Annotated in this window: 21 protein-coding genes and 1 riboswitch; of the genes, 6 read left to right on the forward strand and 15 right to left on the reverse strand. The window is 67.1% G+C overall.

Going from position 1 to position 25,341, the window contains the following annotated elements; genetic code table 11:
* Nucleotides 1-5: 5 nt before the first annotated feature.
* Nucleotides 6-1,634: a sensor domain-containing diguanylate cyclase gene (locus tag ABLE91_RS05210; RefSeq protein ID WP_348929037.1), complete on the reverse strand. Its 1,629-nt coding sequence runs from the start codon at nt 1,632-1,634 to the stop codon at nt 6-8.
* A 657-nt stretch (nt 1,635-2,291) separates the two neighbouring features.
* Between ABLE91_RS05210 and ABLE91_RS05215 the strand changes: the two genes are divergently transcribed.
* Nucleotides 2,292-2,795 (forward strand): c-type cytochrome, encoded by a 504-nt coding sequence (locus ABLE91_RS05215; RefSeq protein WP_348929039.1) that lies wholly within the window; start codon nt 2,292-2,294, stop codon nt 2,793-2,795.
* A gap of 7 nt (nt 2,796-2,802) precedes the next feature.
* Here the strand turns inward: ABLE91_RS05215 and ABLE91_RS05220 are convergent, their stop codons facing one another.
* The 6 genes from ABLE91_RS05220 to ABLE91_RS05245 form a co-directional block, all read right to left on the reverse strand.
* Nucleotides 2,803-3,513, reverse strand: a complete 711-nt coding sequence (locus ABLE91_RS05220) for an SDR family oxidoreductase (RefSeq protein WP_348929041.1) — start codon at nt 3,511-3,513, stop codon at nt 2,803-2,805.
* A 12-nt stretch (nt 3,514-3,525) separates the two neighbouring features.
* The gene (locus ABLE91_RS05225; protein ID WP_348929043.1) at nt 3,526-5,016 is read right to left on the reverse strand and encodes an MFS transporter; all 1,491 of its coding nucleotides are present in this window, start codon (nt 5,014-5,016) and stop codon (nt 3,526-3,528) included.
* 81 nt (nt 5,017-5,097) lie between these two features.
* On the reverse strand, nt 5,098-5,610 hold the full coding sequence (locus tag ABLE91_RS05230; RefSeq protein WP_348929044.1) for a DinB family protein: 513 nt from the start codon (nt 5,608-5,610) through the stop codon (nt 5,098-5,100).
* Nucleotides 5,611-5,668: 58 nt separating this feature from the next.
* Complete coding sequence (locus ABLE91_RS05235) at nt 5,669-7,381, reverse strand: solute carrier family 23 protein (RefSeq protein WP_348929046.1); 1,713 nt, start codon at nt 7,379-7,381, stop codon at nt 5,669-5,671.
* Nucleotides 7,382-7,395: 14 nt separating this feature from the next.
* Nucleotides 7,396-8,106 (reverse strand): carbonic anhydrase, encoded by a 711-nt coding sequence (locus tag ABLE91_RS05240; protein ID WP_348929047.1) that lies wholly within the window; start codon nt 8,104-8,106, stop codon nt 7,396-7,398.
* A gap of 172 nt (nt 8,107-8,278) precedes the next feature.
* Nucleotides 8,279-10,759 carry a carbohydrate-binding family V/XII gene (locus ABLE91_RS05245; RefSeq protein ID WP_348929049.1) on the reverse strand — a complete coding sequence of 827 codons (2,481 nt, stop codon included), beginning with the start codon at nt 10,757-10,759 and terminating at the stop codon, nt 8,279-8,281.
* 221 nt (nt 10,760-10,980) lie between these two features.
* Between ABLE91_RS05245 and aqpZ the strand changes: the two genes are divergently transcribed.
* Nucleotides 10,981-11,667 (forward strand): aquaporin Z, encoded by a 687-nt coding sequence (gene aqpZ / locus ABLE91_RS05250; RefSeq protein WP_348929051.1) that lies wholly within the window; start codon nt 10,981-10,983, stop codon nt 11,665-11,667.
* Nucleotides 11,668-11,740: 73 nt separating this feature from the next.
* On the opposite strand, the gene ABLE91_RS05255 is transcribed toward aqpZ, so the two are convergent.
* Both ABLE91_RS05255 and ABLE91_RS05260 read right to left on the reverse strand, forming a co-directional pair.
* Nucleotides 11,741-14,272: a carbohydrate-binding family V/XII gene (locus tag ABLE91_RS05255; RefSeq protein WP_348929052.1), complete on the reverse strand. Its 2,532-nt coding sequence runs from the start codon at nt 14,270-14,272 to the stop codon at nt 11,741-11,743.
* 221 nt (nt 14,273-14,493) lie between these two features.
* Complete coding sequence (locus ABLE91_RS05260) at nt 14,494-15,126, reverse strand: LysE family translocator (RefSeq protein WP_348929054.1); 633 nt, start codon at nt 15,124-15,126, stop codon at nt 14,494-14,496.
* A 20-nt stretch (nt 15,127-15,146) separates the two neighbouring features.
* Nucleotides 15,147-15,227: riboswitch (ZMP/ZTP riboswitch) on the reverse strand.
* Nucleotides 15,228-15,314: 87 nt separating this feature from the next.
* Between ABLE91_RS05260 and ABLE91_RS05265 the strand changes: the two genes are divergently transcribed.
* The 4 genes from ABLE91_RS05265 to purN all read left to right on the forward strand — a co-directional run bounded on the left by ABLE91_RS05265 (nt 15,315) and on the right by purN (nt 18,085).
* Nucleotides 15,315-15,680: a DUF4180 domain-containing protein gene (locus tag ABLE91_RS05265; protein WP_348929056.1), complete on the forward strand. Its 366-nt coding sequence runs from the start codon at nt 15,315-15,317 to the stop codon at nt 15,678-15,680.
* Between the two features lie 15 nt (nt 15,681-15,695).
* Nucleotides 15,696-16,172, forward strand: a complete 477-nt coding sequence (locus ABLE91_RS05270) for a CinA family protein (protein ID WP_348929057.1) — start codon at nt 15,696-15,698, stop codon at nt 16,170-16,172.
* Nucleotides 16,173-16,251: 79 nt separating this feature from the next.
* Nucleotides 16,252-17,313, forward strand: coding sequence for a phosphoribosylformylglycinamidine cyclo-ligase (purM, locus tag ABLE91_RS05275; protein WP_348929059.1), 1,062 nt, complete (start codon nt 16,252-16,254; stop codon nt 17,311-17,313).
* 121 nt (nt 17,314-17,434) lie between these two features.
* Nucleotides 17,435-18,085: a phosphoribosylglycinamide formyltransferase gene (gene purN / locus ABLE91_RS05280; RefSeq protein WP_348929062.1), complete on the forward strand. Its 651-nt coding sequence runs from the start codon at nt 17,435-17,437 to the stop codon at nt 18,083-18,085.
* Between the two features lie 183 nt (nt 18,086-18,268).
* On the opposite strand, the gene ABLE91_RS05285 is transcribed toward purN, so the two are convergent.
* From ABLE91_RS05285 to serS, 6 genes are all read right to left on the reverse strand, one after another.
* Nucleotides 18,269-20,377 (reverse strand): molybdopterin oxidoreductase family protein, encoded by a 2,109-nt coding sequence (locus tag ABLE91_RS05285; RefSeq protein ID WP_348929064.1) that lies wholly within the window; start codon nt 20,375-20,377, stop codon nt 18,269-18,271.
* Nucleotides 20,378-20,511: 134 nt separating this feature from the next.
* Nucleotides 20,512-21,246 (reverse strand): TerC family protein, encoded by a 735-nt coding sequence (locus ABLE91_RS05290; RefSeq protein WP_348929066.1) that lies wholly within the window; start codon nt 21,244-21,246, stop codon nt 20,512-20,514.
* Between the two features lie 153 nt (nt 21,247-21,399).
* Nucleotides 21,400-22,098, reverse strand: coding sequence for a TerC family protein (locus ABLE91_RS05295; protein WP_348929067.1), 699 nt, complete (start codon nt 22,096-22,098; stop codon nt 21,400-21,402).
* A gap of 180 nt (nt 22,099-22,278) precedes the next feature.
* A complete protein-coding gene (gene ndk / locus ABLE91_RS05300) occupies nt 22,279-22,701 on the reverse strand; it encodes a nucleoside-diphosphate kinase (RefSeq protein ID WP_348929069.1) in 423 nt (140 codons plus the stop codon).
* A 255-nt stretch (nt 22,702-22,956) separates the two neighbouring features.
* Nucleotides 22,957-23,736, reverse strand: a complete 780-nt coding sequence (gene surE, locus ABLE91_RS05305) for a 5'/3'-nucleotidase SurE (protein ID WP_348929071.1) — start codon at nt 23,734-23,736, stop codon at nt 22,957-22,959.
* Nucleotides 23,737-23,922: 186 nt separating this feature from the next.
* Nucleotides 23,923-25,329 (reverse strand): serine--tRNA ligase, encoded by a 1,407-nt coding sequence (gene serS / locus ABLE91_RS05310; protein ID WP_348929072.1) that lies wholly within the window; start codon nt 25,327-25,329, stop codon nt 23,923-23,925.
* Nucleotides 25,330-25,341: the final 12 nt, after the last annotated feature.

Here is a 25,341-nt window from a genome sequence, read left to right on the forward strand (position 1 = left end):
AATGCCTAAGCCGCTTCCTGCGCGGACGGATCGGAGCTGGCCGCGGCATCCGACGGCTCGCTTCCCGCCGCGGCGGCGCTTTCCCGCCACACCACCCGGTTCCTGCCGCTGGCCTTGGCTTCATAGAGCGCGTCGTCGGCGAGCTTGAGCAGATCGTTCGGGCTGCCGCGCGTGCCGGGCTGGGCCGTCACGATCCCGATGCTGACCGTGGTGCCCACGCGCAGCCCGGTCTCGAGGGAAATGGACGTCCGCTCGATGTCCGTGCGGATGCGCTCGGCAATGTACATGGCGCCTTTCACATCGGTGCTCGGCAGGAGCACCGTGAACTCCTCGCCGCCGAAGCGCGCCGCTACGTCGCCGGGCCGCACGGCGGAGCGCTGGATCTGCCGGGCGAGCATGCGCAGGAATTTGTCCCCTGTCAGGTGGCCGTGGCTGTCGTTGACGGCCTTGAAATGATCCACATCGATCAGCAGCAGGGCCATCTGCGTGCCTTCGCGCGCCATGCGCCGGAATTCGCTGTCGAACCGCTCCTCGAAGGCGCGGCGGTTGGGCAGGCCGGTCAGGACGTCGGTGAGCGACATGGTCTTCAGCAACTGCTCCATCTGCGTGCTGCGGATGAGGCCGAGCTGGAGCCCGCGCACCAGGAAGACGAGGGCGACGCAGAAGGCGAGCGTCAATGAGCCGAAGACGATCGCCTGCCGGTTCCACTCCGCATAGATGTCGTCGATGGACAGGCCGACGGAGAGGAGGAGCGGAAACGACCCGACGCGGCCGAAGATGTACAAGCGGTCCTTGCCGTCGACGCTCGCCGTTCCCACGAAGGGAGAGTTCGAGGTCAGCATTCGCTCGAAGACGGGCTGGCGGTTCAGGTCCATGCCGATATTGCCCTCGCCGTCGGTCGAGGGGGAGCGCATGAGAATGGAGCCGTTGAGGCCTATCAGCGATATGATGCTGTTGGGGCCGAGCTTCACATTGTCGAACAGGGTGCGGAAGTAAGCGAGCCGGAGGGACGCCATCACCACGCCGTTGAAGGAGCCGTCGGGGCTGGACAAGCGACGGCTCATGGCGACGCTTGGATCCCCGCCCTTGAAGCGGCTGCGGAAGGGCGGGCTCAGATACGTGCCGGCATTCTTCCTCACATGGGCGAGGAAGTAGTCGCGGTCGGAGAGGCTCAGGGTCGACAGGCTGGCGTCGCCAGATTCAATGACGACCTCGCCGCGCCGGGAAATCACCATCATCGAATTGATGAGGTCCGCGGAGGGCGTCCGGTCAAAAAGGAAGAGGTCGCGCTGTCGCGGCGAAAGGCCGTCCAGCTCGCCGCTCTCCAGCGAGACCTGGGCGGCGGTCACCGAGAACTCGACCCTGGCAAGCTTCTGATCGACCGCGTCCAACAGGGCATGCATGACGTTTTCGCCGGAGCGCACGGCGCTGTTCCACGCTTCCTGGCGCGATTGCCACAGCATGAAACCCTGGATGGCGAGCACCGCCGCAATGATCATGCCGGTCAGCGCTGGAACGTAGAGCCCGCTGGTGAACCGCTTCGGGACAGATTTTTGCTTCTGCAGGTTCGCGCTCGTGTCCAGGAGCGCGTGACCGACCCATGTGTCGTTCAGGTCGTCATTTACAACGGACATGTGGGACCAACCCCCGTCGGCGTGCTTGAAGCCTTTTCTTGATACCATACGGTAAATGCTTGCGCAGGGCTGTCGTGATTCGCAGGCGGATAAGGTTAAGCTACCGCTTGAGAATTCGGCTGCCGAGGCTGGCATCCTCCAATGTTGGACGTCGCTTGTTTGTGACGTGCCTATGACGAAGGTGAAATATTGAGCTGAACAGAAATATCCAAATCTATGAAGGTGTTGGGCTACGCACTGGACGGCATTGTGATTCCATTCCTTTTACAGTCCAGGCCGGTCAAACCCTTTCCGGCGCCTTCCGCAATGAACACAGTGCTTTAGCTTAGCCAGCCAGCAAGCGACACTATGGCGCGTATTCTAAAGGGCGGGAGGCCCTTGCGCACCTTAAGCTTGTGCGATTTTCCGCACTTTACCCCCGTCGCTTTTCCGCTTTCCGGCCATCCCGGCGCCGTGCGCCCCATCCAGTCGCCCCCGCGTGCTCCTTCTTTGGTTGTCCTTTGGTGCGCGTCAAGGGTTTCGTGACGTTGCATTCCGCGTCTTACCCAGGTGCGCCGTAGCCTCCGCCGAAAGAGGAATTGGCCATCCGCGCGCTGGTGGATGTTTGTTGGAGGTGGAAAAATATCCAAACCACTGGGGAGGCGAGGGAGCGGAGCTATGCGCAGATCGGTGACTCTTGCAGCGACTGTCGCGGTCGGTGTCGTGGGTGGAAGCAGCATCGCCGAGGCGCAGACCCCGCAGGAGCGCGTGAAGCGCGGCCAGTATCTTGCGACCATCATGGATTGTGGCGGATGCCACACGCCCGGTGCGCTTGTGGGCAAGCCGGACCACGCGCTGCATCTTGCCGGCTCCGACGTCGGCTTCCAGGTGCCCGGCCTCGGTGTCTTCTACCCGCCGAACCTCACCTCGGACCGGGAAACCGGCCTTGGAACCTGGAGCGAGAAGGACATTGCCAAGGCCGTGCGCACCGGCGAGCGCCCCGATGGGCGGATGCTGGTTCCGGTCATGCCCTGGCCGAACTATGCGAAGCTGACCGATGCGGACGCCCTGGCGCTCGGCACCTACATCAAAAGCCTGAAGCCCATCCGGCGGCAGGCGCCGGCCATGGTGGGCGCGTCGCAGAAGCCGATCGCGCCCTATCTCTCGCTCGTGCAGCCCTGAGGGCGCCTCAGGCGATGGCGCCGCCGCCGTCCAGATAGACGACGCTGCCCGTCATGTAGGGATTGGCCATGAAGGCCAGCACCTGCACGGCGATATGCTCGGGCAGGCCCACAAGGCCGGCGGGAAGGCGGGCCGCGGCATTCTCGAACATGGCCTGCCGGCTGTCGCCGGCAAGGCCGGCGAACATCTCCGTGGCCACGAGGCCGGGAGAGACGCAGTTCACGCGTACAGGGGCGAATTCCAGCGCGAGGCCCTTGGTGAGGGCCTCCACAGCGCCGTTGATGGCGCCCTGGATGGCTGCGCCCTTGCGGGGACGGATGGCGAGGAAGCCGGAGACCAGGGTGAGCGAGCCGCCGGGCGCGATGCGCACGGCGCGGGCGATGCGGTAGGCGCCCCAGAATTTCGAGTTCATGGACTGGCAGGCGTCGGCGAGCGGCAGCTCGCGCACGGCGGCAACCTTGGTCTGGGAGGCCGAGACCACCACATGGTCGAACGGCGCATGCCGGGAGAAAAAGGCTTCGATGCCGGGCTCATCGCCCGTATCGAGCACTTCGCCCACCGCCCCATCGCCGAGGCGGGAGAGGGCGCCTTCCACCTTCGCGAGCGAACGGGAGGCGATGGTGACGTGGGCGCCTCGCGCCTGCGCCGCCTCTGCTACGCCGAAACCGATGCCGGAACTGCCGCCGACGACGAGCACCCGTTTTCCCTGAAGGTCCATGACCCGTTCCCCCTATTTGCCTGACGCGGTCGTGAGAGGCTTGCTTTCCGCAGGCGCCGTCCCGGCGGGCTTTGTGTCTGAGGGCTTGGGCTTGCGTGCGATGTGGTCGCCGGCCGAGGGATCGAGCCGGATGCTGTCATAGAGAGCCAGCAATGAGACCAGCGCGACGATGAGGAAGGCGGCGCGATAGCTGGCGGCCGGTGCCCCGGCGAGACCGGCCGCCTCCACCAGGACGCCGCCCAGGCGCACGGCGATGGCGCCAAGCGCGATGCCGAGCCCCATGGCGATCTGGAAGGCGGTGGAGAACAGGGTGTTGGCGGCGCTCATGCGCTCCTGCGGGATATCGGCAAAGGCGATGGTGTTGAATGCGGTGAACTGCATGGAGCGCGTGAGGCCGCCCAGGAACAGGATGGCGGCGATCACCGGCACGGGCGTCGTCGGCGTGAACAGGGCACAGGAGGCGAGCGCGGCCACGTTGATGAGGCCGTTGACGATCAGCACCCGGCGGAAGCCGAAGCGGCGCAGGATCGGCGTCGTGCCGGGCTTCATCAGGAGGTTGCCGGCGAACACCGCCATCATCAGCAGGCCGGACTGGAAGGCGTCGAGCCCGAAGCCCACCTGGAACATGAGCGGCAGAAGGAACGGTACGGCGCCGATGGCCATGCGGAAGATGGAGCCGCCCCGCATGGTCACGCCGAAGGTCGGCACCCGCATGGCGGAAAGCTCGATCATGGGATGGGGCGTGCGCCTGAGATGGCGGATGCCAAAAGCCAGCAGCACGGCGCCGATGATGAAGGTGACGCCCGCCAAGGTCCATTCCGCATCGGGCTGGCCGAGCGTCTCCGCGGTCCACAGGAGGCTGAACAGGGCGGTGCCGGTGAGCAGGAAGCCCAGCCAGTCGAACGGGCGCCGCGTATGGGTGTCATCGCGCGGGATCAGGATCAAAGCGGCGACGAGCGCGATGAGACCGAGCGGCAGGTTGAGATAAAAGATCCAGCGCCAGGAGGCGTAGTTGGTGATGAAGCCGCCCACTGGCGGACCCAGCACCGGCGCGGCCAGCGCCGGCCAGGTGAGGGTGGCGATGGCGGCGATGAGCCGTTCCTTGGGCGTCGTGCGCAGCACCACGAAGCGCCCCACGGGCACCATCATGGCCCCGCCAATGCCCTGGAGGATGCGCAGCAGGACAAATTCCGTGAGCCCCTGGGCAAGGCCGCAGAGCAGGGACGCGAAGGTGAAGATGAAGATGGCGGTGGCGAACACCCGCCGCGAGCCGAACCGGTCGGCCACCCAGCCGCTGATGGGGATAAACACGCCGAGCGTCAGAAGATAGGCGCTGACGCCCACATTCAGCGCGATGGGCGCGACCCCGAACGTGCGCGCCATATCAGGCACGGCGGTGGTGATGACCGTGCCGTCCAGGTTTTCCATGAAGAAGGCGCCCGCCACCAGAAGCGCGATGGCGATGCTGCGCCGGCGGCTGGGCGGGGAGGGAGGAGCGTGCATGGGCTTTTTTCATACCTGTCCCGCCGCGCCGGCGCCACCGCTCCCAAGCGTCAGCGGGCACATTGGGGAAGGATTGAGGCGTCAGCCTTCGGTTGGCTTTTCCCGCTGGAACACGATCATGTCCAGCGATGGTGCGGCGTCCCTGCCGGCGATGAGGGAGAGAAGGGCGTGCGCCTGGCCGCGATGGTGGGTCTGGTGGTTGAAGAAATGGTCGAGCGCGCTCCACAGCGTCTGGGAGAAGGCCTTCCCCGAGCTGTTGGTATAGGTGATCACCGCTTCGAGCTCGGTCTCATCCAGGATTTCCACGAAGGCGCGGATGCGGGTGTCTTCCGCCGTGCGGGCGTTGCGCAGGGCGAACAGCTCTTCGAACAGGATGGTGTCCAGGGCCGGCGCCGGGCAGTTGAACCGCATGAAGCGGTCCATCCAGATGCGGTCGGTGACGAGGAGGTGGTTCAGCGTGCCATGGACCGAGCGGAAGAAGGCTCCGCAATCGCGGCGGTAATCGGCGTCGGGCAACCGGGCGGCGGCATCGTAGAGGCGCGCGTTCGCCCATTCATTATAGGCGGCGAAGTCGTGGTAGGCGCGATGCGGCATGGCATATCCCTCAAAGCAATGGCCCAGCATAGCCGCATGGGGGAAAACGCTGCAAAGCTCAGACGTTCAGGCGGAAATGCAGCTCCCACATCGTGCCGGTGCGCTGGATGCGGAAGTCCGGCACGAGGCGCGTCAGGAGAAAGCCCGTCAGCGATTGGGCGAGGTCGGGTTGCTCCATCAGCTCTTCGGCCGTGGGCGGCTTGGTGGCCAGCGAGGGAGCGGTGCCCTCATAGCGCAGGATGACGTCCAGCATGATGTCGTTATAGCTGGTCGCCACCTCGATGACCGGCTTCTCCGGATCGACGAAATCCCGTCCGATGAGGTCGATGGCCTGCCAAGCCACATGGGCGCCGCGCTGGACCACATCCACCCGCGCGCCCCATCGCGCGCCCTCGGATTCCAGGAAGTCCGCCACCTCGTTGTGCGACGCCATGTGGGCCGGGAAGCGCTTCACCACCCGGCGGGTGACGCCGATGCGGAACACGGCGAGGAGCGCGACCGTGACGAGCATCGACACCGCGAAGGCCGAGAAGGTGACGAGGCGCAGCTCCGGCACATGCCCTTCGAGGAGGGCCCGCACCGGCTCATAGGCGATGGCGGTGACGAAGCCCATGCCGAGGGCCAGGACCTTGCGTGAATCGAGCACGCGGCTGGCGACGAGCTGGATGCCGTTCACCGTGGTGAAGGTGGCGAGGAACAGGAACAGCGCGCCGGTCACCGAGTCCGGCATCAGGAACCAGAAGCCGATGAACTTCGGCAGCACGCTGAACAGGATGAGGAGGCCGCCGGTCCAGAAGGCGAGGGTCCGCGCGGTGCAGCCCGACGCCGCCGCCAGCGCCACGGCGCCGCCCGAGGCCACCATGGGCAAGGCATTGAAGAAGCCCGCCAACAGATGCATCACCCCCTCCGCCCGCACGCCGCGGCTGATGGCGACGAGGTCCGGCGCCTTCCAGTCGCGGTCATTGTTGCGCTGGGCGATGGTCTGCACGCCGATGGAGGTGAGGGCGAAGACGAAGCCGGTGATGACGAAGGGGACGATGGCGCCGACCTGATAGTCCCAGCCGAACACCGGGGGGACGGGGAAGCTGATCCAGGGCGCGCGGTAGAAGAGAGCGACGTCGGAAGGATCCAGCTGGCCGGCGGCCGCGCTGACGCCGAGGCCCACCGCAAGGCCGATGAGATTGGTGAAAAGCCGCAGCCGGTTGGCGACATAGACGTGGAGGAAGATGAGGGTCGCCAGCGTCAGCCCCGTCACGCCTACATGCGCAACCGCATCGGTCAGCTCCTCGGGAACATCGAGGATCAGGACCAGGCCCTGCTGGCCAAGACCCACGCCGATGAGGAACACGGCGAGGCCCGCCACCTCCATGGTGAAGATGCCGCGCAGGCGCACGATGACGAAGGAGAACAGGAACTGGGTGATCCCGATCACCGCCACCATGGTGAAATTCTGGGCGAGATTGAGCCCGGCCGAATTGGCGTAGAGCAGCGCAGGAATCGCGGCGGTGGTGCATTGGAGCGGATAGAACAGCCGGGAGCCGATCCCGAAGCGCCCGAAGCCCTGGAGGATCACCACGACGCCGGAGCAGAACAGGGTCGTCGCGGAAAGGTTGTAGAAGTCCTGATCGGACAAGTGGAGCCGCGCGGCGGCGACCCCGGGAACCGCGAGGAGGGCCACCAGGAAGGCCACCTGCTGGAGCGCGGCGAAGAACGCCACGCGCGCCGGTGGCAGGTCGTCTACACCGTAGACGAGGTTTTCCGGTTTGCGCATGCTCCTCCGCCCGCTCAGGTGACGGGCATGAGCGGGGCGGTCGGGGTATCGGTGGCCCACAGGTCGCCGCTGTCGAGGTCGAACCACCAGCCATGAAGCTGGAGCGTTCCCGCCTCCACACGCTCGCGGACCCAGGGATAGGTCATCAGATTGTTCAGCGAACCGAGGATGGAGGCCCGCTCGGCGAGGAAGGGCACTTCCTTCAGGTGTTCAAGCGGCATTTCCCGCTTCCCGCCCGTCTCATCGGTGACGTAGAGGCGGCTCGCATTGAGCGCCATCTCCACCCATGGGGTGACGAACTCGCGCGGCGGCCGCTCGCCGCCTGCGGTAGAGAGCATGGCCTTGATGCCCCCGCAATGGGCGTGGCCGAGCACGACGATGTGATCGACCTTGAGGTCGCGCACCGCATATTCGAGCGCGGCGCCGGTGCCGTGGAGGCCGTCGTCGGGCCGGTAAGCCGGCACGAGATTGGCGACATTGCGCACCACGAACAGCTCGCCCGGGTTGGCGCCGGAAAGGATCGCCGGATCGACGCGCGAATCAGAGCACGAGATCATGAGGGTGGCCGGCGCCTGGCCTCTTTCCGCCAGGAGCTTCATCATCGATGGCGACTGCTCGTAGAACCGCGCCTTGAAGCGGCGGATACCCTCTACGAGATGGGAGATGTCACGGCAGCCGGGACCTTCAGAATGGTCATGGCCATGGTGGGACGTTTCATCAGTCACGAGCCTCTCCTATCCCCAGAGCACTGCGGCTGACATCCGGCCGCAGCTTGGCGCAGCCGAACGCGCCTCTGCGTAGCCCAATTGTCGCGCTGCGAAAAGAGCTTAAGAATCAATCCAAAATGAAACAGGCGCCCGGTGGGGCGCCTGTCTTGACGTCAAGTCTGGCAATTCCTCAGCGGCGGAAGCCGCCGCCGCCGAAGCGCTCGCCGCCACCGCCCCAGCCGCCGGAACGCTGCGCGCCCCATTCGCGGGCCTGGCGCTCGCTGTCCAGGTTCTGCGTGTTGTAGGAGCGGTCCACCGGCTGCCAGCCGGAGGAGGTGTTGCGGTTCCAGCCGTTATTGTCGTGCTGGTACACGTTGCCGTCGTGGTCGGCATAGACGTTGCCATTGTTCCAGGCGACCGAGTTGCCGGTGCGCTGGTTGGTGGCGACGCCTTTGCTGTCCACGTCCACTTGGCCGTTGGTGCGGCTCACCGAGGTGGAGGAGGCGTGGGCCGTGCCGGCGGTGGGATTGGCGCCGGCCGACTGGCGGTTGGCGTCGAAGTTGCCGGTATAGGCGTTGCCCGTCACCGATGCGCTCGAGGCGCCGCGCGCGCCCGTGGTGGGATTGGAGCGGGTCGTGTCCCGGTCCGCGGCATAGTTGCCGGTATAGGCATTGCCCGTCACCGCGGCGCTCGTGGACCCGCGGGCGCCCGTATAGGGATTGTAGCGGCTGGTGTCGCGGGCCGCGGCATAGTTGCCCGTATAGGGGTTGAACGCGGCGGCGGAACGGCCGGCCACATCCGTGCCGCGGGCCGTGGTGCCATAGCCGGAGCGGGCGCCCCATTCGGTGCCGTTCCAGGTGGTGCCCCAGGCGCGGGTCACGGTGGCAGAACCGCCCCAGCGGCCATAGACGTTGGCGGTGTTGACGTTGGCATAGCCCCAGCGGCCCCAGCCGCCGGCGCCCCAATAGGGACCCCAATAGGGCCCGACCGCCGCGCCCCAGGCCCAGCCGGCGGCAAAGCCGAAGCCGAAGCCCACGGCCGCGCCGAGGGAGAAGCCGGCGCCGTAGCCGTAGGTGGTGGGGCAGGGATACCAGTAGGTCGCGCCCACATAGCCGTAGCAGCTATAGCCGGTGCCGTAGACGACGGTGCCGCCCGGGGCGACGACGACGCCCATATAGCCCGGCGTGTAGCCCACCACGACCGCGTCCGGCTGCACGGAATAGACCCGTACATAGGTGACGTAGTGCACCGGAGAGGCGACCGGGATGGTGTAGATGACCGGGGGGATCTCCGCCGCCACCACCCAGGGGCCGGCGGGCGAGCGGGAGGTGAACCACACGCCGTTCGCCACCATGAAGTAGCTGGTCGGCGAGACCATGATGACCGGCGAGGCGGTGTTGACCGCATATTTCAGCTGCGTGCCGGAAATCTCCGCGAACTGCGGCGCGCCCGAATAGGCCACCGTGGCGGTGGTTGAGCGCTTCACCGTGGAGGTCTGCGGGATGGTGGCGGCAACGGCCGCCTCCTTGGCCTGCGGGGTGCCGGCCACGGAGACCAGCACGTTCGCCTTGGGATCGTTCGGGGAGATCTTGGCGAAGTCGGCCGGCAGGGCGTCGGAGGCGACGAAGGCCCACGGCCCCTCGAGGCTCGCGGAGCGGAACCAGCGGCCGGAGATGAGCACGTAGAAACTGTTGTTGCTCGGATCCATGAACACGGCGTGATCGGCATTGCTCATGGTCAGGAGCTGCGTGCCGTCCACGGGGAGCATCAGCGGCTGCCCGTTGGTCTGGACCAGCTCGGTTGCCACCGTGGAGATGAGGATGGCCGGCGGCGGGGTGATCGCCTTGCCGTCCTTGCTCAGGAGCGGGTCGGCTGCGGCGGCCTTGTTGGCGGCGGCGCCCGCACTGACCAGGGCGTCGGACGGCTTCGGCGTCACCAGCCAGGTGCCGGTCAGGCTCGAGCTCTCATACCAGGTGCCAGCGGCCTGGAGGTGGAACACGCCGTTGGCGTCCTGCAGGATCAGCGGGCGGGTGTTGATGACCCGCTGGAAGGTCGGCGCGCCCTCCACCGGCCGCATGGCCGGCTCGCCGGAGATGGGCACCAGGATGGTGGTGGTGTCGGCGAAGACGATCTTGGGCGGGGTGTTGTCCACCGGCTGGGTGCGCAGCTCGGCGAGCTTCTGGTTCACCGCATAGCTCGCCTGGAGCTGGTCGAGGCGCACCGTCATCCCGTCCTTGGGCAGGCGCTGCTCCATGGCGGCCTTGATGGTCGCGGCCTTGTCCGGCGCGGTCGCCACTTCGACCTTGTCGACGGTGATCTGGTCGAGGTGCACGAGGCCCGCCGCCTTGTCGATGGTGGCGCGGGCGACGAAATGGGCGAAGCCGTACGTGGGCGCGCCGGTCTTCGGCCCGATCGCCAGTGCGGCGCGGCCGGAAATCTTGTTGCCGTCCCAGGTCTCGATCTGGGGCTGGTAGATTTCGAGGCGATTGTCGCCCATGTCGAAATCGCGCGGCCAGGCGAGGGCCGGGGCGCCGGTGGTGGCGGCCTGCCCCGCCGGAGCGCCTTGCTGCGCATACGCATATGGGGGAAGCACCAGCCCCGAAATGGCGAGCGCGATAGCCGCGCTCTTGCCGGCGAACCGGCTTTGTTCCATCAACCGCGCGATGCCCATGCGTGATCTCCCTCGGCCTCCCAGCCGTGCGCGGAGAACTAGCACTTTCGTTGGCAGGCGTCAGCGCGAACGGCCGCTGCATGAAGGAATGTTTAGGAAACTTTTTGGCCCATACGGCAGCCCTCCCCCAGAGTGAGCCATCGCACAGGATGCAATTTTGCGTAGCATTCGCCGGTGATGCCGCTTAGCGCATCGCGATTCGCGGGGCTTGGGAGGGCTTGATGCAAAAATATATCGCGGAGTTCCTTGGGACTGCGGTGCTGGTCCTGTTCGGTTGCGGCTCGGCGGTGCTCACCGGCTACGGTTCGGCACCCATCGGCATGCTGGCGATTGCCTTCGCCTTCGGGCTTTCGGTGACGGCCATGGCCTATGGCATCGGCCACGTCTCCGGATGCCATATCAACCCGGCGGTGACGGTGGGCGTGTGGGCGGCGGGTCGGCTGCCCACCTCCGAGCTGCCGGCCTACATCATCTCGCAGATCCTCGGCGGCATTGCCGGCGCGGCCATCCTCTATTTCATCGCTTCCGGCAAGCTCTCGGGCTTCGACATCGCCGCCTCCGGCCTCGGCCAGAACGGCTGGGGCGAGGGCTATCTCGGCGGCTACGGGCTGGGGGCCGCCATCGTCGCCGAGCTGGTGGGCACCTTCGTCTTCCTGGTGGTGATCCTCGGCTCCACGTCCAAGGCCGGCATCACGCAGGCGGCGGGCCTCGCCATCGGCCTCTCGCTGGTGATGATCCACATCGTCTTCATCCCCGTCACCGGCGTGTCGGTGAACCCGGCGCGCAGCATCGGGCCGGCGCTGTTCGTGGGCGGCAAGGCGCTGTCACAGCTCTGGCTGTTCATCGTGGTGCCAGTGGTCGGCGCCTATCTCGCCGGCCTGCTCTACAAGCACCGCTTCCCCGAGTGAGGTGAAAGCGGGCGCGGCCTGTGCTGCGCCCGCTGATGTCTCTGGGAGGCGAGGCCTTCTGCGCGACGCGGCCTCAGCGGCGGCGCCCACCGCCGCCATGGCCACCGCCGTGGTTGCCGCCTTCGTGCCCGCCGCCGCTGTGGCCGCGATCTCCGCCGCCCCGATCTCCACCACCACGGTCGCCGCCGCGGTCGCCCCCACGATCTCCACCGTGGTCGCCGCCGCCATGGTCGCCCCAATAATGGTCATAATCGCCGTGGGCGACGCGGTCGGCGCCCTGGTTGCGGGCCGCGCGCTCATCGTTCAGCTGGTGGGTGTCGGCGCCGTGGTCCGCCGGGTGCCAGTTGTCGCCGGAGCGCTGGTGCCAGTCCCCATTGTCGTCGTGATAGACGTTGCCGTCCCGGCCGGCATAGACGTGGTTGCCGTTCCAGCCGTGGTCCCCGTCGGGCCTGTCGGCGCCATGGTTGCCGTCGTCCGGACGGTTGCCCGCGTCGGCGCCGCGATTGTCGCCGCCGTTCCGGCCGGCATTGTTGTTGCCGTTGCCGGGGCCCCTGTTGTCCCCGTTGCGGTTATCCCCGTTCCGGTTGTCACCGTTGCGATTGTCGGTGTTGTTGTCGCCGCGGTTGTCGGTGTTCCTGTTGTCCCAGCTGCGGGAGTTGTTCCAGCTATGGGAACTGTTCCAGCTCTCATGGCTGCTGGAGTGGGAGCTCCAGTGCTCGGACGTGTAGTGATAGCTGTAGGCGCTGAAGCTGTGGAACGAATAGCTTGAGTGGAATGACTCGCTGGACCAGGTGTGGCTGGACCATTCCACGGTGTGGCTGCTGTAGCTCCAGGAATAGCGGACGCTGACGCTGCTGCCCCAGCGGCCGTAAATGTTGGCCTCGTTGACGTTGAAGGCGCCCCAGCCGCGACCCCAGGGGCTGCCGCCCCAATAGGGCCCCCAATGCGGGCCAACGGAAGCGCCCCAGGCCCAGCCGCTGGCGAAGCCGAAGCCGAAGCCCACCGCCGTGGTGAGCGAGAAGCCCACGCCGTAGCCGTAGGTGACCGGTGGCGCGTACCAGCGCTGGCCGACATATCCGGGATAGGTATAGCCGGTGCCGTAGACCACCGTGCCGCCGGGCTGCACAAGCACGCCCATATAGCCGGGCGTGTAGCCCGCCACCACCGTGTCGGGCTGCACCGAATAGACCCGCACATGGGTCGCGTAATAGACCGGCGAGGTGGTGGGGATGGTGTAGATCACATCCGGCACCGAGGTCGCCACCTGCCACGGCCCGCTCGGCCCGCCGGCGGAGAACCACACGCCCTGGGCCACCATGTAATAGCTCTGCGGATCGACCTGGATCACCGGCTGCGGGCTGTTCACCGCATACTGCATGGAGGTGCCGGAGATGGGCTGGAACCGGGGGGCGCCGTCATAGGTGGCGCTCGCCTTCGTGGAGCGCTGGACCACCGCCGTCTGCGGGATGGTGGCCGCGATGGCCGCCTCCTTGGCCTGCGGAGTGCCGGCCACCGAGGTCAGCACGTTGCCCTTGGGATCCTGCGGCGGGATCTTGGAGAAGTCGGCCGGCAAGGCGTTATTAGCCGCATAGGTCCAGCCGCCGGTGAGGCTGCCGGAGCGGAACCAGCGGCCGGAGATCAGCACGTAATAGCTGTTGCTGTCCGGATCCATGAACACGGCATGGTCGGCATTGCTCATGGTGAGCAGCGTGGTGCCCGTGACCGGCAGCATCTCCGGCTGGCCGTCGGTCTGGATCAATTCGGTGGGAACGGTGGAGACCACGATCGCCGGCGGCGGGGTGACAGCCGTGCCGTCCTGGGACAGCATGGGGTCGGCTTCCTGCTGCGCGCCGGAGGTCTTGGCGGCGGCGAGGAGATCGGCGGAAGCCTGGGGCGTCACCACCCACGGGCCGTCAAGGCTCGTCGCCGTGTACCAGCTTCCGGCAGCCTGGAGGTGGTAGGTCCCGGCATCATCCTTCAGCAGCAGGGCCTGGGCATTGATGACCCGCTGGAAGCGGGGAGACCCGTTGATGGGCCGCAGCGCCGGATCGCCGGAGACCGGCACCAGGATGGTGAGCGTGTTGGCGAAGAGGATGCGCGGCGGCGTGTTCTGCACCGGATGGGTGCGCAGCTCGGAGAGCTCCTTGTTCACGGCATAGCTCGCCTGGAGCTGGTCGATGGGGATAGTCAGGCCGTCCTTGGGCAAATGGGCGGCAAGCGCTGCCTTCACCTCGGCCGACTTGTCCTGGGCGGTGGGGACGTCGGCTTTGTCGATGGTGATGGGGTCCAGGTGGACGACGCCGGCATACTTGTCCACCGCCACGGTGGCGGTGAAATGTACGTAGCCGAAGGTGGGCGCACCGCTTTTCGGGCCAATGGCCACGGCCGCGCGGCCGGTCATGGCAGTGCCGTTCCAGCTCTCGATCTGCGGCTGGTAGAGCGCGAGCCGATTGTCGCCCACATCATAATTACGCGGCCAGCTCGGGTCGGGCGCCTGGGTGGCGGCCTGGCTTGCCCCGCTGGAGGCTGCGGCGGGCTGAGGCTGGGATTGCGCGTGGGCGCCGGAGGCCGAGAGAAGCGCCGTGGCCGCGAAAATGGCGGCCATTTTTCTGATCCGGAAGGTCGGCATGTCACCGATCCCCTTGCAATGAAGAGAAGTCCCGTTGGTACCCCTTTTCACGGCATCCGTCGTGATCAATCTATTCCAAGATAGAGGTAAAACAGAACGGGCGCGGATGGTGCCCGCGCCCGTCACATCAATGCCTCTGGGGAAGGTACACTCGGCGGCTTCGACGCCCTGGAGCTTCCTTCCGCCGCTTGGGTGGCTTACCGCCGCGCTTCCGTCACCATGCGGATGGCGAGGGCCGCCAGCACCGTTCCCATCAGCCAGCGCTGAACCACCAGCCACACAGGGCGCCCCGCAAGGAAGGTAGCGATGGAGCCGGCGGTCACCGCGATCATCGCGTTGACGCTCACGCTGGTGACGATCTGGATGGAGCCGAGCATCAGGGATTGGGCGAGCACGCTGCCATGGTCGGGGTTGATGAACTGCGGCAGCAGGGACAGGTACATCACCGCGATCTTCGGATTGAGCAGGTTGGTCAGGAAGCCCATGGTGAAGAGCTTGCGGGGGCCATCCTTGGGCAGGTCGCGCACCTGGAACGGCGAGCGCCCGCCGGGCCGCACTGCCTGCCAGGCGAGATAGAGCAGGTAGATCGCGCCGCCGAAGCGCAGCGCGTCATAGGCATAGGGGACGGCGATGACGATGGCGGTGATGCCGAAGGCGGCGCACAGCATGTAGAAGACGAAGCCGAGCGCGACCCCGCCCAGCGAGATCAGCCCCGCGGAGCTCCCCTGCGAGATCGAGCGGGAGATGATGTAGATCATGTTCGGGCCGGGGGTCAGCACCATGCCGAACGCGATGAGGGCAAAGGCGACGAGGCTGGACATTTCGGGCATGGCGGCTCCATTTCTGTCGGGAAAGGGGCCCAGACGCGCGGCGATCAGCGCCCGCGCTCCCCGATGGAGACCCATCTTCAGCGTCAGTCACGCGAGCGCCGGGACCATGCCGCAGGACCGGACCGCCGGGCAAGCTCGGCCGCGGAAAAATCTGTAAGCTGCATCGGGAAAAGGATGGTGCTCTCTTCATGGACACGCCCAGGGACATTCACGGCACGCGCGTGCTCATCTGCGGCGCGGAGGGGCCTTTGCTTGAAGGCGAAGGCGATATCGGCACCTTCCTCGGCGCCGCCTGGAGCGAAGACGCGGCCATGGTCGCGATCCCGGTCTCGCGCCTGAGCCCGTCCTTCTTCCAGCTCAGCAGCCGGCTCGCCGGAGAGGTGGCGCAGAAGTTCGTGAACTACCAGATCCGGCTGGCCGTGATCGGCGACATCTCGCAATGGAGCGAGCAGAGCAAGGCGCTGCGGGATTTCGTCTATGAATCCAACCGCAGCAAGGCTCTGTGGTTCGTGGACGACTTGGATGCGCTGGAACGCCGGCTGGCGTCGGCATAGGGCAGGGGACATCGCATGCACACATTGCTTCCATTGGCGGCCGACCTCGGCGAGAAGCTGCGGGCGCGGGGCGAGACCGTTGCCGTTGCGGAATCCTCCGCCGGCGGGCTGATCGCCGCCTCGCTCCTGGCCCAGCCCGGCGCTTCCGCCTTCTTCCTGGGCGGCGCGGTGGTCTACACCCTGAATGCGCGGGAAGGGCTGCTCGGGATCACGCCGGAGGACATGGCCGGCATGCGCAGCGCGAGCGAGCCTTATGCGCTGCTGCTCGCCCGCCGCCTGCGCGCGCGCCTCGGCGCCACCTGGGGCCTTGCCGAAACCGGGGCGGCCGGGCCGTCCGGCAACCGCTATGGCGATGCCGCCGGCCATAGCTGCTTTGCCATTTCGGGGCCCATGGAGATGGTGCAGACCCTGGAAACAGCCTCCGCCGACCGGCAGGCCAACATGCGCGTCTTCGCCGCGACCGCACTCGCTTTCCTCAGCGAAAAGCTCTGAAGGCGGCCGGCGGACACCCCCGCCGCCTTGCCACTGGTGCGGTTCGCGGCTAAGCCGCCCCATAAGACGGAAGGACACCATGGCGAAGGACGGGCTTAATTATCGCGATGCGGGCGTCGACATCGATGCCGGCAACCGGCTGGTGGATCTCATCAAGCCGCTGGTGAAGGCCACCGCGCGTCCCGGCGCCGATGCCGATATCGGCGGCTTCGGCGGGGTGTTCGACCTGAAGCGCGCGGGCTTCGAAGACCCGCTTCTGGTGGCCACCACGGATGGGGTGGGCACCAAGCTGAAGATCGCCATCGAGACCGGCAAGCACGACACCATCGGCATCGACCTCGTCGCCATGTGTGTGAACGATCTGGTGGTGCAGGGCGCCGAGCCCCTGTTCTTCCTCGATTATTTCGCCACCGGCCGCCTCTCTCCCGAGGTTGGCGCGCAGATCGTCCGGGGCATCGCGCTGGCCTGCAAGGATTCTGGCTGCGCGCTGGTGGGCGGCGAGACCGCCGAGATGCCCGGCATGTATTCTGATGGCGACTATGACCTTGCCGGCTTCTCCGTGGGCGCCGTGGAGCGCTCCCGCCTCCTGCCGCGCGCCGACATCGAGCCCGACGACGTGATCCTCGGCCTTGCCTCCTCCGGCGTGCATTCCAACGGCTTTTCGCTGGTGCGCCGCGTGGTGGAGCATGCGGGCCTCACCTGGCACGACCCGGCCCCGTTCGCGGCGGGCAAGTCCGTGGGCGAGGCGCTCCTCACCCCCACCCGGCTCTATGTGAAGAGCGTGCTCTCCGTGGTGCGCGAGACCGAGGCGGTGAAGGCTCTGGCGCATATTACCGGCGGCGGCATCACCGAGAACCTGCCGCGCGTGCTGCCCAAGGGCATGCTGGCCCGTGTCGATCTCTCGAACCTCATCGTGCCGCCGGTGTTCCGCTGGCTCGCCAAGGCCGGGGGCGTCGCGCCCGAGGAGATGCTGCGCGCCTTCAATTGCGGGGTCGGCATGGCCGTGGTGGTGGCGGCCGAGGAGGAGGAGCGTGTCGCCGATGCCTTCGCCGATGCCGGTGAGTGCGTGATCCGCCTCGGCGTCATCGAGCCGGGCGAAGGCGCCGCACACGTGGTGTATGACGGGACGCTGGGCCTCTGAGGGGGCTGTCTCTTTTTGCCAACTTCCGCCGAGTGCCGCGCATGTCTTTGTATTGCAGTGCATTTCCGGCTTAGATGGGGTAAGGGCGATTCCCCTTAAAGCGGGATAGGCTGGATACGAGATGCAGAAGAAGCGTACGGCGATCCTTATATCAGGGCGCGGCTCCAACATGTCGTCGCTCATCAAGGCCGCGCAGGCGCCGGACTTCCCCGCCGAGATTTCGCTTGTGGTCTCCAATCGCCCGGATGCGGCCGGCCTCACGGTAGCCAAGGCGGCGGGCGTGCGCACCATGGTGCTCAACCACCGCGAATTCGCCGACCGCATCGCCTTCGACGCCTCCCTGGATGCCCATCTGCGCATCGAGAGCATCGACATCGTCTGCCTTGCCGGCTTCATGCGCCTGCTCACGCCCTGGCTGGTGGAGCGCTGGCGCAACCGCATGATCAACGTGCATCCCTCGCTGCTGCCGAGCTTCCCCGGCCTCGACACCCATGGGCGTGCGCTGGAGGCCGGCGTGCGCTTCCATGGCTGTACCGTGCATTTCGTGCGGCCCGAAATGGATAGCGGCCCCATCATCCTGCAATCGGCGGTGCCTGTTCAGCTGGACGACACGCCGGACTCTCTTGCCGCGCGGGTGCTGCGGCAGGAGCACATCATCTACCCCTCCGCCTTGAACCTCCTCGCCGCGGGGCGCCTGACGGTGGAAGACGAGCGCGTGGCCATCGAAGGCGCCCGCATGTCCGCCGAAGTGATGGTGGCGCCGCGGGTGTGAGGTTTGTCCTGGACAAGCGACGCCGCAGGCGGAGCGCCGATCCGGGACCCAGCGCAGAACACCGCCGAAGGCGCTTCACCCCGCCGGCGCCGCCACGCGGCGATGGCGTTTTCACGCTGGTCGCTGATTGCCGGCTTCGCCGGACTCTTGCGCTGGGTCCCGGATCTGCGTCGAGCTGTGCTCTCACTTGTCCAGGACAAGGGGATCGGTTTCCAGCTTCCTGATCCGCACCCTGTTGTCGTGGAACGCCGCGCCGCCGGCAGGCGCCACCGGGTCGGCGCCGGTCAGCGTGTTGATGCCGTGGTCGCCTTCATGGGCATGGTTCGGCTTGATCTGCTCGGAGACTACCACCCCGCGCCGCAGGCCGTCGAACAGCCGCGCCATCAGGATCACGCGCCCGCGCGGGTTCGACACCTCGACCCGCTCGCCTTCCGCAACGCTTAGCGCCTCCGCATCCCCCGGGTGGATGAGCAGGGACGGCGCGCCCTCGCGCTTGGCGGACGTCGGCGTCTCGTTGAAGGTGGAGTTCAGGAAGTTGCGTGCCGGCGCCGTCACGAGGCGGAAGGGATGCTCGGGCGTCGGCTCCTCGATCACGCGCCAATGATCCGGAAATTCCGGCATCTCCGCCACGGGGCCGAACGTGGCGGGCGTGGGGATCGAGGGCTTGTCCCAGCGGGGCTTCAGGCGGAAGCGGCCGTCCTTGTGGCCGAAGCCCTTCAGGTAGTGGGCCGTCTCGAAATCCGGCTGCACGTCGAGGAAGCGCGCGGCCTCAAGCTCGACCAGCGAGCCGCGCCCGGATTCCAGCAGCGTGTGGTCCACCAGCTCGCGGGCGGTCATGGCGAAGCCGGGATGCTCCGCGCCGAGACGGGAGGCGAGGGCACAGACCACGTCGTGATTGGAGCGGCACTCGCCGGGCGGCTCCACCACCTTGGGGCCGAGCAATATGTGCTGGTGCCCGCCCGCTGTGTAGAGGTCGTCATGCTCCGTGAACATGGTGGCGGGCAGCACGATGTCCGCCTGCCGGGCGGTGTCGGTCAGGAAATGCTCGTGCACGGCGACGAACAGGTCGTCCCGCGCAAAGCCCCGCCGCACCGCCTCCTGGTCGGGAGCGATGTTCATGGGATTGGTGTTCTGGATGAGGAGGGCGGTGACGGGCGGTCCGTCCCAGAGCGCCTCCCGGTCGCCGCAGAGGACGGCGCCGATGCGGGATTGGTCCAGCGCGCGGGTTGAGGGATCGCGCACGTCGAGGCCCTCGATCAGCGTCTTGCGCAGGCGGTAGATGCCGGAATTGGAGTGGAAGGCGCCGCCGCCCTCGTGCTTCCAGGCGCCCGAGACGACCGGGATGGAGGCGACGGCGTGCATGTTCACCGCGCCGTTGCGGCTGCGGGAGAGGCCGTAGCCGATGCGGAAATAGGCCCGGTCGGTTTCTCCCACCAAGCTGGCGAAGGCCTCGATCTCCTCCACCGACAGGCCGGTAATGGCGGCGGCCCAGGCGGGATCGCGGGTGCGCAGATGCGCTTCCAGCCCCTCCGCGTCATTGGCATAGCGGGCGAGATAGTCCCGGTCGGCGAGCCCGTCCCGGAACAGCACGTGCATGACCGCGCAGGCGAGCGCCCCGTCCGTGCCGGGGCGCAGGAGGAGGGGGATGTCCGCCTGCTCCATAGTGGGGGTGCGGTAGACGTCCACGACGGCGATCCTGGCGCCGCGCTCCTTGCGCGCCTTGATGGCGTGGGTCATCACGTTCACCTGGGTGGAGACCGCATTGGTGCCCCAGATGACCACAAGGTCGGAGCGCCCCATCTCCCGCGGATCGGCGCCCGCGAGCCGGCCGGTGCCGGCCATGTAGCCGCTCCAGGCGGGGTTCACGCAGATGGTGGAGAAGAAGCGGGAATAGCGCTTGGCGTGGGTGAGCCGGTTGATGCCGTCGCGCATCACGAGGCCCATGGTGCCGGCATAGACGTAGGGCCACACCGCTTCCGGGCCGTGGGCGCGCTCGGCGGCGAGCAGCGCCTCGGCGATCCGGTCGAGGGCCTCGTCCCAGGAGATGGGGGTGAACTGGCCGGAGCCCTTGGGGCCGGTGCGCTTCAAGGGCGTGGTCAGCCGGTCCGGATGATGCGCCCGCTCGGCATAGCGCGCCACCTTCGCGCAGATGACGCCGGCCGTGTAACTGTTATCCGCCGCCCCGCGCACCCGCCCGATGCGCCCGTCCTCCAGCACTTCCACTTCAAGGGCGCAGGTGGAGGGGCAGTCGTGGGGGCAGACTGAGGCGCGGATCGCCACGTGCTTGGTCATCGGGGGCTCCTTCGCCCGCGATCATAGCCGGCTGCATGGGAGCCGTCATGGCCGGGCCCGCCACGGCGGTGAGGCCCAAAAAAATCCCCGGGCAAGGCCCGGGGATGATGTGTGTCGAGGGTGAGGCGCGCGCCTCACGCCTCCTGGGCGCGCTGGCGGCCGCGGATGAGCCAGCCCAGCGCCACCACGAATATTGCGCCGACGGTGCTTGCCAGATAGTGCGGCAGGTCGGCGGGCTTGATGCCGATGGGGGAGTCCTCGTCGGCCTTCACCAGGCTCGGGTCGTAACCCTGCATGTATTGCAGCGCCACCACGTCGCTCACCACCATCTCGCCGGCGATCCAGCCGAGGAGCGCGGCACCGGCCCAGACCAGGATCGGGAAGCGGGTGAGGAGCGCCATGACCAGCTGGGAGCCCGCAATGATGAGCGGGATGGTGAGCAGCAGGCCGAAGATGAACAGTTCGGGATGGCCGCGGGAGGCCGCCGCGATGGCCACCACATTGTCGAGGCTCATCACCGCATCGGCGATGGCGATGGTGCGCACCGCCTTCCAGAGGCTGTCGGAGGCGGCCACCTCGTGGGCCTCCCCATCACCATCGGTGATGAGCTTCACGGCGATCCAGAGCAGCAGCAGACCGCCGGCCACCTTCAGCAGCGGCACGCCGAGCAGGTAGGACACCACCAGCGCGAAGAGAATGCGCAGGCCCACCGCCGCACCGGCGCCGAGCAGGATGCCCCACTTGCGCTGGTTGTCGGGGAGCGAGCGGCAGGCGAGCGCGATGACCACCGCGTTGTCGCCGGAGAGCAGCAGATCGATCCAGATGATCTGCAGCAGGGATACCCAGAAGGTGGGAGAGGCAAAGTCCATCTCGGTCCTCGTCGTTTTCACGGCGCCCAGAGGGTGCGACTACATGTCGTAACGTAAATCCAGCTTTCGCGGTTGCGTCGTTACGTTGGGTAACTCGTTACGCGAAAGAAAAGGGGACGCTCGCGTCCCCTTTGAAAACCGCCGAGGCGGTGTTCAGGCCTCGTTGTGGGCCCGTGCCTTGCGCATGCGCCCGACCGTGTAGGCGATGCCCACAACGAGGACCGCGCAGAGAGCCGCCACCGGATATTCCCAGTGGTGGGACGCCTCGATGCCGCCGATGCGGTCGATGATGGCAGTGTCAGATACGAGCATCTCACCCGCCACCCAGCCGAGCAGCGCCGCGCCGGCCCAGACCAGGATGGGGAAGCGGTCCAGCAGGCTCATGACCAGCGAGGAGCCGGCGACGATGAGCGGGATGGAGATGGCAAGGCCGATGCCGAGAAGCAGCCAGCTGCCGTTCGCCACGGCCGCCACGGCCACCACGTTGTCGAGGCTCATGACGATGTCGGCCACGGCCACCGTGCCGACAGCCTTCCAGAGGTTGTCGCTGGCCTCGACCGCCTCGTCGGCCTCATCGCTCGGCAGAGCGAGGTCGACGGCGATCCACATCAGCGCGAGCGAGCCCACCAGCTTCAGCCAGGGCAGCGCGAGCAGGGTCGCGACGATGCCGGTGAAGAGGATGCGCAGGCCCACCGCGACGCCCGCGCCGGTGATGATGCCCCATTTGCGGGTCTTTTCCGGCAAGGAGCGGCAGGCCATGGCGATGACCACGGCATTGTCGCCCGAAAGCAGGATGTTGATCCAGATGATCTGAAGCAGCGCCAGCCACAGCGCCGGAGAGTCGAGCGACATCGTTCCCCACCTCACCAAAAACGTTTCCGACAGGCCTGCAGCGTCTGGTGCGCCGTATTATGCATGCCTGAGGGGAAGCTAATCGACAGTCAGTAGCCCCACAACCAAAACCGGACACCGCACTGCGCAAAAACATATTGCAACGCGGCCGGCCCTGAAGGCCAGCCGCATTGTAAACCCTCAGCCGACGATCTCGTTGCCGGCGAAGAACTGGGCGATTTCGATGCCGGCATTCTCGACGCTGTCGGAGCCGTGCACCGAGTTGGCCTCGATGGATTCCGCGAAGAGCTTGCGGAGCGTGCCCTCGGCGGCATTCGCCGGGTTGGTCGCGCCCATCACTTCGCGGTACTTCGCCACCGCGCCTTCGCCTTCCAGAACCTGGACCACGACGGGGCCGGAGGTCATGAAGGCGACGAGGTCGCCGAAGAAGGGCCGCTCGCGATGCACGCCGTAGAAGGTCTCGGCCTGGCCGCGGGTCAGCTCGATCCGCTTCTGGGCGACGATGCGCAGCCCGGCCTTCTCAATGACGGCATTGACGGCGCCAGTAAGATTGCGGCGCGTCGCGTCGGGTTTGATGATCGAGAAGGTGCGCTCGATCGCCATGATCACCGTCCTGTTGTTTTCTGAAGTCTGAAATTCCGCCCCGAGGCGCGGACGCGGGCTCTTAGCAGCGATGCCCTTCGACGGCAAGGGAAGGGGAGGGGACTGGGGCATGAGGCGCGCTCCGCCCGCCCCGAAAGAACCGTCATGCCCGGGCTTGACCCGGGTATCCACGTCTCGCCTTTAGCCCGCACTTGCCGGAGCCGCGTGGATGGCCGGGTCAAGCCCGGCCATGACGGCTCGGAAAGAAGGCAATGGCTACCCCTGCTTCTCGCCCTCATGCTCGAACACCAGAGCGAGCTTGGTCATGAACGGCTCGTCGGTCTGGTCGATGCGCAGGGGGGTGACGGAGATGCGGCCCTCGTCCAGCGCGCGCAGGTCCGAGCCCGGCGCGGTGTTCTGCACGCGGCGCTCGAAGGCGATCCAGAAGTAAGGGTTCTGCCGCCCGTCGCGCCGCGCCTCGATGCGCATGAGGTTCTGGTCGCGCTTGCCCTGGGCGGTGACTGCGATGCCGGTCACGGCGTCCGGCGGGCGGTCGGGGAAGTTCACATTGATGACGATGCCCGGCGGCACGCCTTCCTTCAGGAGGGTGCGGATCACCTGCGGCCCGTGCTGCTCGGCGGTGTCGTAGCTGGGATTGTCGCGGGTGGTGGGGCCGAAGGCCTGGGAGAGGGCGATGGAGGGGATGCCCAGGATGGTGCCCTCGATGGCGCCGGCCACCGTGCCGGAATAGCTCACATCCTCGGCGATGTTCTGGCCCCGGTTGACGCCGGAGAGCACCAGGTCCGGCGGCGCATCGAGGATATGGCGCACGGCCATGATGACGCAGTCCGTGGGCGTTCCCTTCACCGCGAAGCGGCGCGGGGCCACTTCGCGCAGGCGCAGCGGGTCGGAGAGCGAGAGGGAATGGGCGACGCCCGACTGGTCGAACTCGGGCGCGACCACCCACACGTCGTCCGACAGCGTCTGCGCGATGCGCATGCAGGCGTCGAGGCCGGGGGCGTGGATGCCGTCGTCGTTCGTCACCAGGATGCGCATCAGCTTCTCTCCCCACCCTCGCCGTCCTTGGCCCTCCCCCCTTGCGGGGGAGGGTTGGGAGGGGGGTGATGCCCTCTCCACTTGCTCAACACACGCCGTACCCGGCGGAACCCGCTTTACCCCCCTCCCCAGCCCTCCTCCGCAAGGGGGGAGGGAGCTTGGGGTGCAAGGGGAGAGCGCCGCCCGCTACGCCTTCTCGATCTTCGTCACCCCACCCATGTAGGGCAGGAGCGCTTCCGGCACGATGACGGAGCCGTCTTCCTGCTGGTAGGTCTCCAGCACCGCCACCAGCGCCCGGCCCACCGCCACGCCCGAGCCGTTGAGCGTGTGGACGAAGCGCGGCCCCTTGCCCTCCTTGGGGCGATAGCGGGCATTCATGCGCCGGGCCTGGAAATCGCCGCAGACCGAGCAGGAGGAAATCTCACGGAAGGCGTTCTGCCCCGGCAGCCAGACCTCGATGTCGTAGGTCTTCTGGGAGGCAAAGCCCATGTCGCCGGTGCACAGCGTGACCACGCGATAGTGCAGGTCCAGCCTTTTCAGCACCGCCTCGGCGCAGGCGAGCATGCGGTCATGCTCCTCCAGCGATTTTTCCGGCGTGGTGATGGAGACCAGTTCCACCTTGGTGAACTGGTGCTGCCGGATCATGCCGCGCGTGTCCCGCCCCGCTGCACCGGCCTCGGCGCGGAAGCAGGGGGTGAGCGCGGTGAGGCGCATGGGAAGCTCGTCCTCGGAGAGGATGGCCTCGCGCACGAGATTGGTCAGCGGCACTTCGGCGGTGGGGATGAGCCAGAGCTTTTCCGTGTCGAGCCCCGTGAGTTCGGCGCATGCGTTGGCATAGCGACCGCTCACGTCATCGTCCGGGGTGCCCAGCAAGTCGTCCTTCATCTGCCGAAGACGATGGCCATGGGCCGCGAAGAACTGGTCCGATTCGAACTTGGGAAGCTGGGCCGTTCCGAACATGGCGTCATTGCGCACCAAGAGCGGCGGGTTCACCTCGAGATAGCCGTGCTCGGGGGAGGTGTGCACGTCCAGGAAGAGCTGGCCCAGCGCCCGCTCCAGGCGCGCCAGCGGCCCCTTGTTCACCACGAAGCGCGCGCCCGAGAGCTTGGCGGCGGTTTCGAAATCCATGAGGCCGAGGCCTTCGCCCACCTCGAAATGCTGCTTCGGCGCGAAGGCATAGGCGCGCTTTTCGCCCACCACCTTCAGCTCCACATTGTCGTGCTCGTCCTTGCCGTCGGGCACTTCATCCAGAGGCACGTTGGGGATGGCGGCAAGCTCGTCGTGAAGCGCCGCCTCGATCGCCTTCACCTCGGCTTCGAGCGCGGGAACGTCGGTCTTGAGCTTCGCCACCTCTTCCATGAGGGCGGCGGCCTTGGCCTCGTCTTTGGCGGCCTTGGCCTGGCCGATCTCCTTGGAGGCGGCGTTGCGGCGGGCGAGGAGGGTTTCCAGCGTGGTGAGGTTGGCGCGGCGGTCCTCGTCCAGCTTCAGGAGCCTGTCACGAAGCGCGCTCGCCTCGGCCGCGTCCGTGCCGCGCCGCTTGAGGGCGCTGACAAGGCCCTCGGGCTCGTCGCGTATCCATTTGATGTCGTGCATGTCGACCGACTC

Origin of the sequence: Aquabacter albus, from assembly GCF_040049275.1 — a bacterium.
GTDB lineage: Bacteria > Pseudomonadota > Alphaproteobacteria > Rhizobiales > Xanthobacteraceae > Aquabacter.

What these genes read in the sequence shown, in the direction of transcription:
- ABLE91_RS05210 (WP_348929037.1), bottom strand. Translation starts at nt 1,634, where the DNA reads ATGTCCGTTGTAAATGACGACCTGAACGACACATGGGTCGGTCACGCG.
- ABLE91_RS05215 (WP_348929039.1), top strand. Translation starts at nt 2,292, where the DNA reads ATGCGCAGATCGGTGACTCTTGCAGCGACTGTCGCGGTCGGTGTCGTG.
- ABLE91_RS05220 (WP_348929041.1), bottom strand. Translation starts at nt 3,513, where the DNA reads ATGGACCTTCAGGGAAAACGGGTGCTCGTCGTCGGCGGCAGTTCCGGC.
- ABLE91_RS05225 (WP_348929043.1), bottom strand. Translation starts at nt 5,016, where the DNA reads ATGCACGCTCCTCCCTCCCCGCCCAGCCGCCGGCGCAGCATCGCCATC.
- ABLE91_RS05230 (WP_348929044.1), bottom strand. Translation starts at nt 5,610, where the DNA reads ATGCCGCATCGCGCCTACCACGACTTCGCCGCCTATAATGAATGGGCG.
- ABLE91_RS05235 (WP_348929046.1), bottom strand. Translation starts at nt 7,381, where the DNA reads ATGCGCAAACCGGAAAACCTCGTCTACGGTGTAGACGACCTGCCACCG.
- ABLE91_RS05245 (WP_348929049.1), bottom strand. Translation starts at nt 10,759, where the DNA reads ATGGGCATCGCGCGGTTGATGGAACAAAGCCGGTTCGCCGGCAAGAGC.
- aqpZ (WP_348929051.1), top strand. Translation starts at nt 10,981, where the DNA reads ATGCAAAAATATATCGCGGAGTTCCTTGGGACTGCGGTGCTGGTCCTG.
- ABLE91_RS05255 (WP_348929052.1), bottom strand. Translation starts at nt 14,272, where the DNA reads ATGGCCGCCATTTTCGCGGCCACGGCGCTTCTCTCGGCCTCCGGCGCC.
- ABLE91_RS05260 (WP_348929054.1), bottom strand. Translation starts at nt 15,126, where the DNA reads ATGCCCGAAATGTCCAGCCTCGTCGCCTTTGCCCTCATCGCGTTCGGC.
- ABLE91_RS05265 (WP_348929056.1), top strand. Translation starts at nt 15,315, where the DNA reads ATGGACACGCCCAGGGACATTCACGGCACGCGCGTGCTCATCTGCGGC.
- ABLE91_RS05270 (WP_348929057.1), top strand. Translation starts at nt 15,696, where the DNA reads ATGCACACATTGCTTCCATTGGCGGCCGACCTCGGCGAGAAGCTGCGG.
- purM (WP_348929059.1), top strand. Translation starts at nt 16,252, where the DNA reads ATGGCGAAGGACGGGCTTAATTATCGCGATGCGGGCGTCGACATCGAT.
- purN (WP_348929062.1), top strand. Translation starts at nt 17,435, where the DNA reads ATGCAGAAGAAGCGTACGGCGATCCTTATATCAGGGCGCGGCTCCAAC.
- ABLE91_RS05285 (WP_348929064.1), bottom strand. Translation starts at nt 20,377, where the DNA reads ATGACCAAGCACGTGGCGATCCGCGCCTCAGTCTGCCCCCACGACTGC.
- ABLE91_RS05290 (WP_348929066.1), bottom strand. Translation starts at nt 21,246, where the DNA reads ATGGACTTTGCCTCTCCCACCTTCTGGGTATCCCTGCTGCAGATCATC.
- ABLE91_RS05295 (WP_348929067.1), bottom strand. Translation starts at nt 22,098, where the DNA reads ATGTCGCTCGACTCTCCGGCGCTGTGGCTGGCGCTGCTTCAGATCATC.
- ndk (WP_348929069.1), bottom strand. Translation starts at nt 22,701, where the DNA reads ATGGCGATCGAGCGCACCTTCTCGATCATCAAACCCGACGCGACGCGC.
- surE (WP_348929071.1), bottom strand. Translation starts at nt 23,736, where the DNA reads ATGCGCATCCTGGTGACGAACGACGACGGCATCCACGCCCCCGGCCTC.
- serS (WP_348929072.1), bottom strand. Translation starts at nt 25,329, where the DNA reads ATGCACGACATCAAATGGATACGCGACGAGCCCGAGGGCCTTGTCAGC.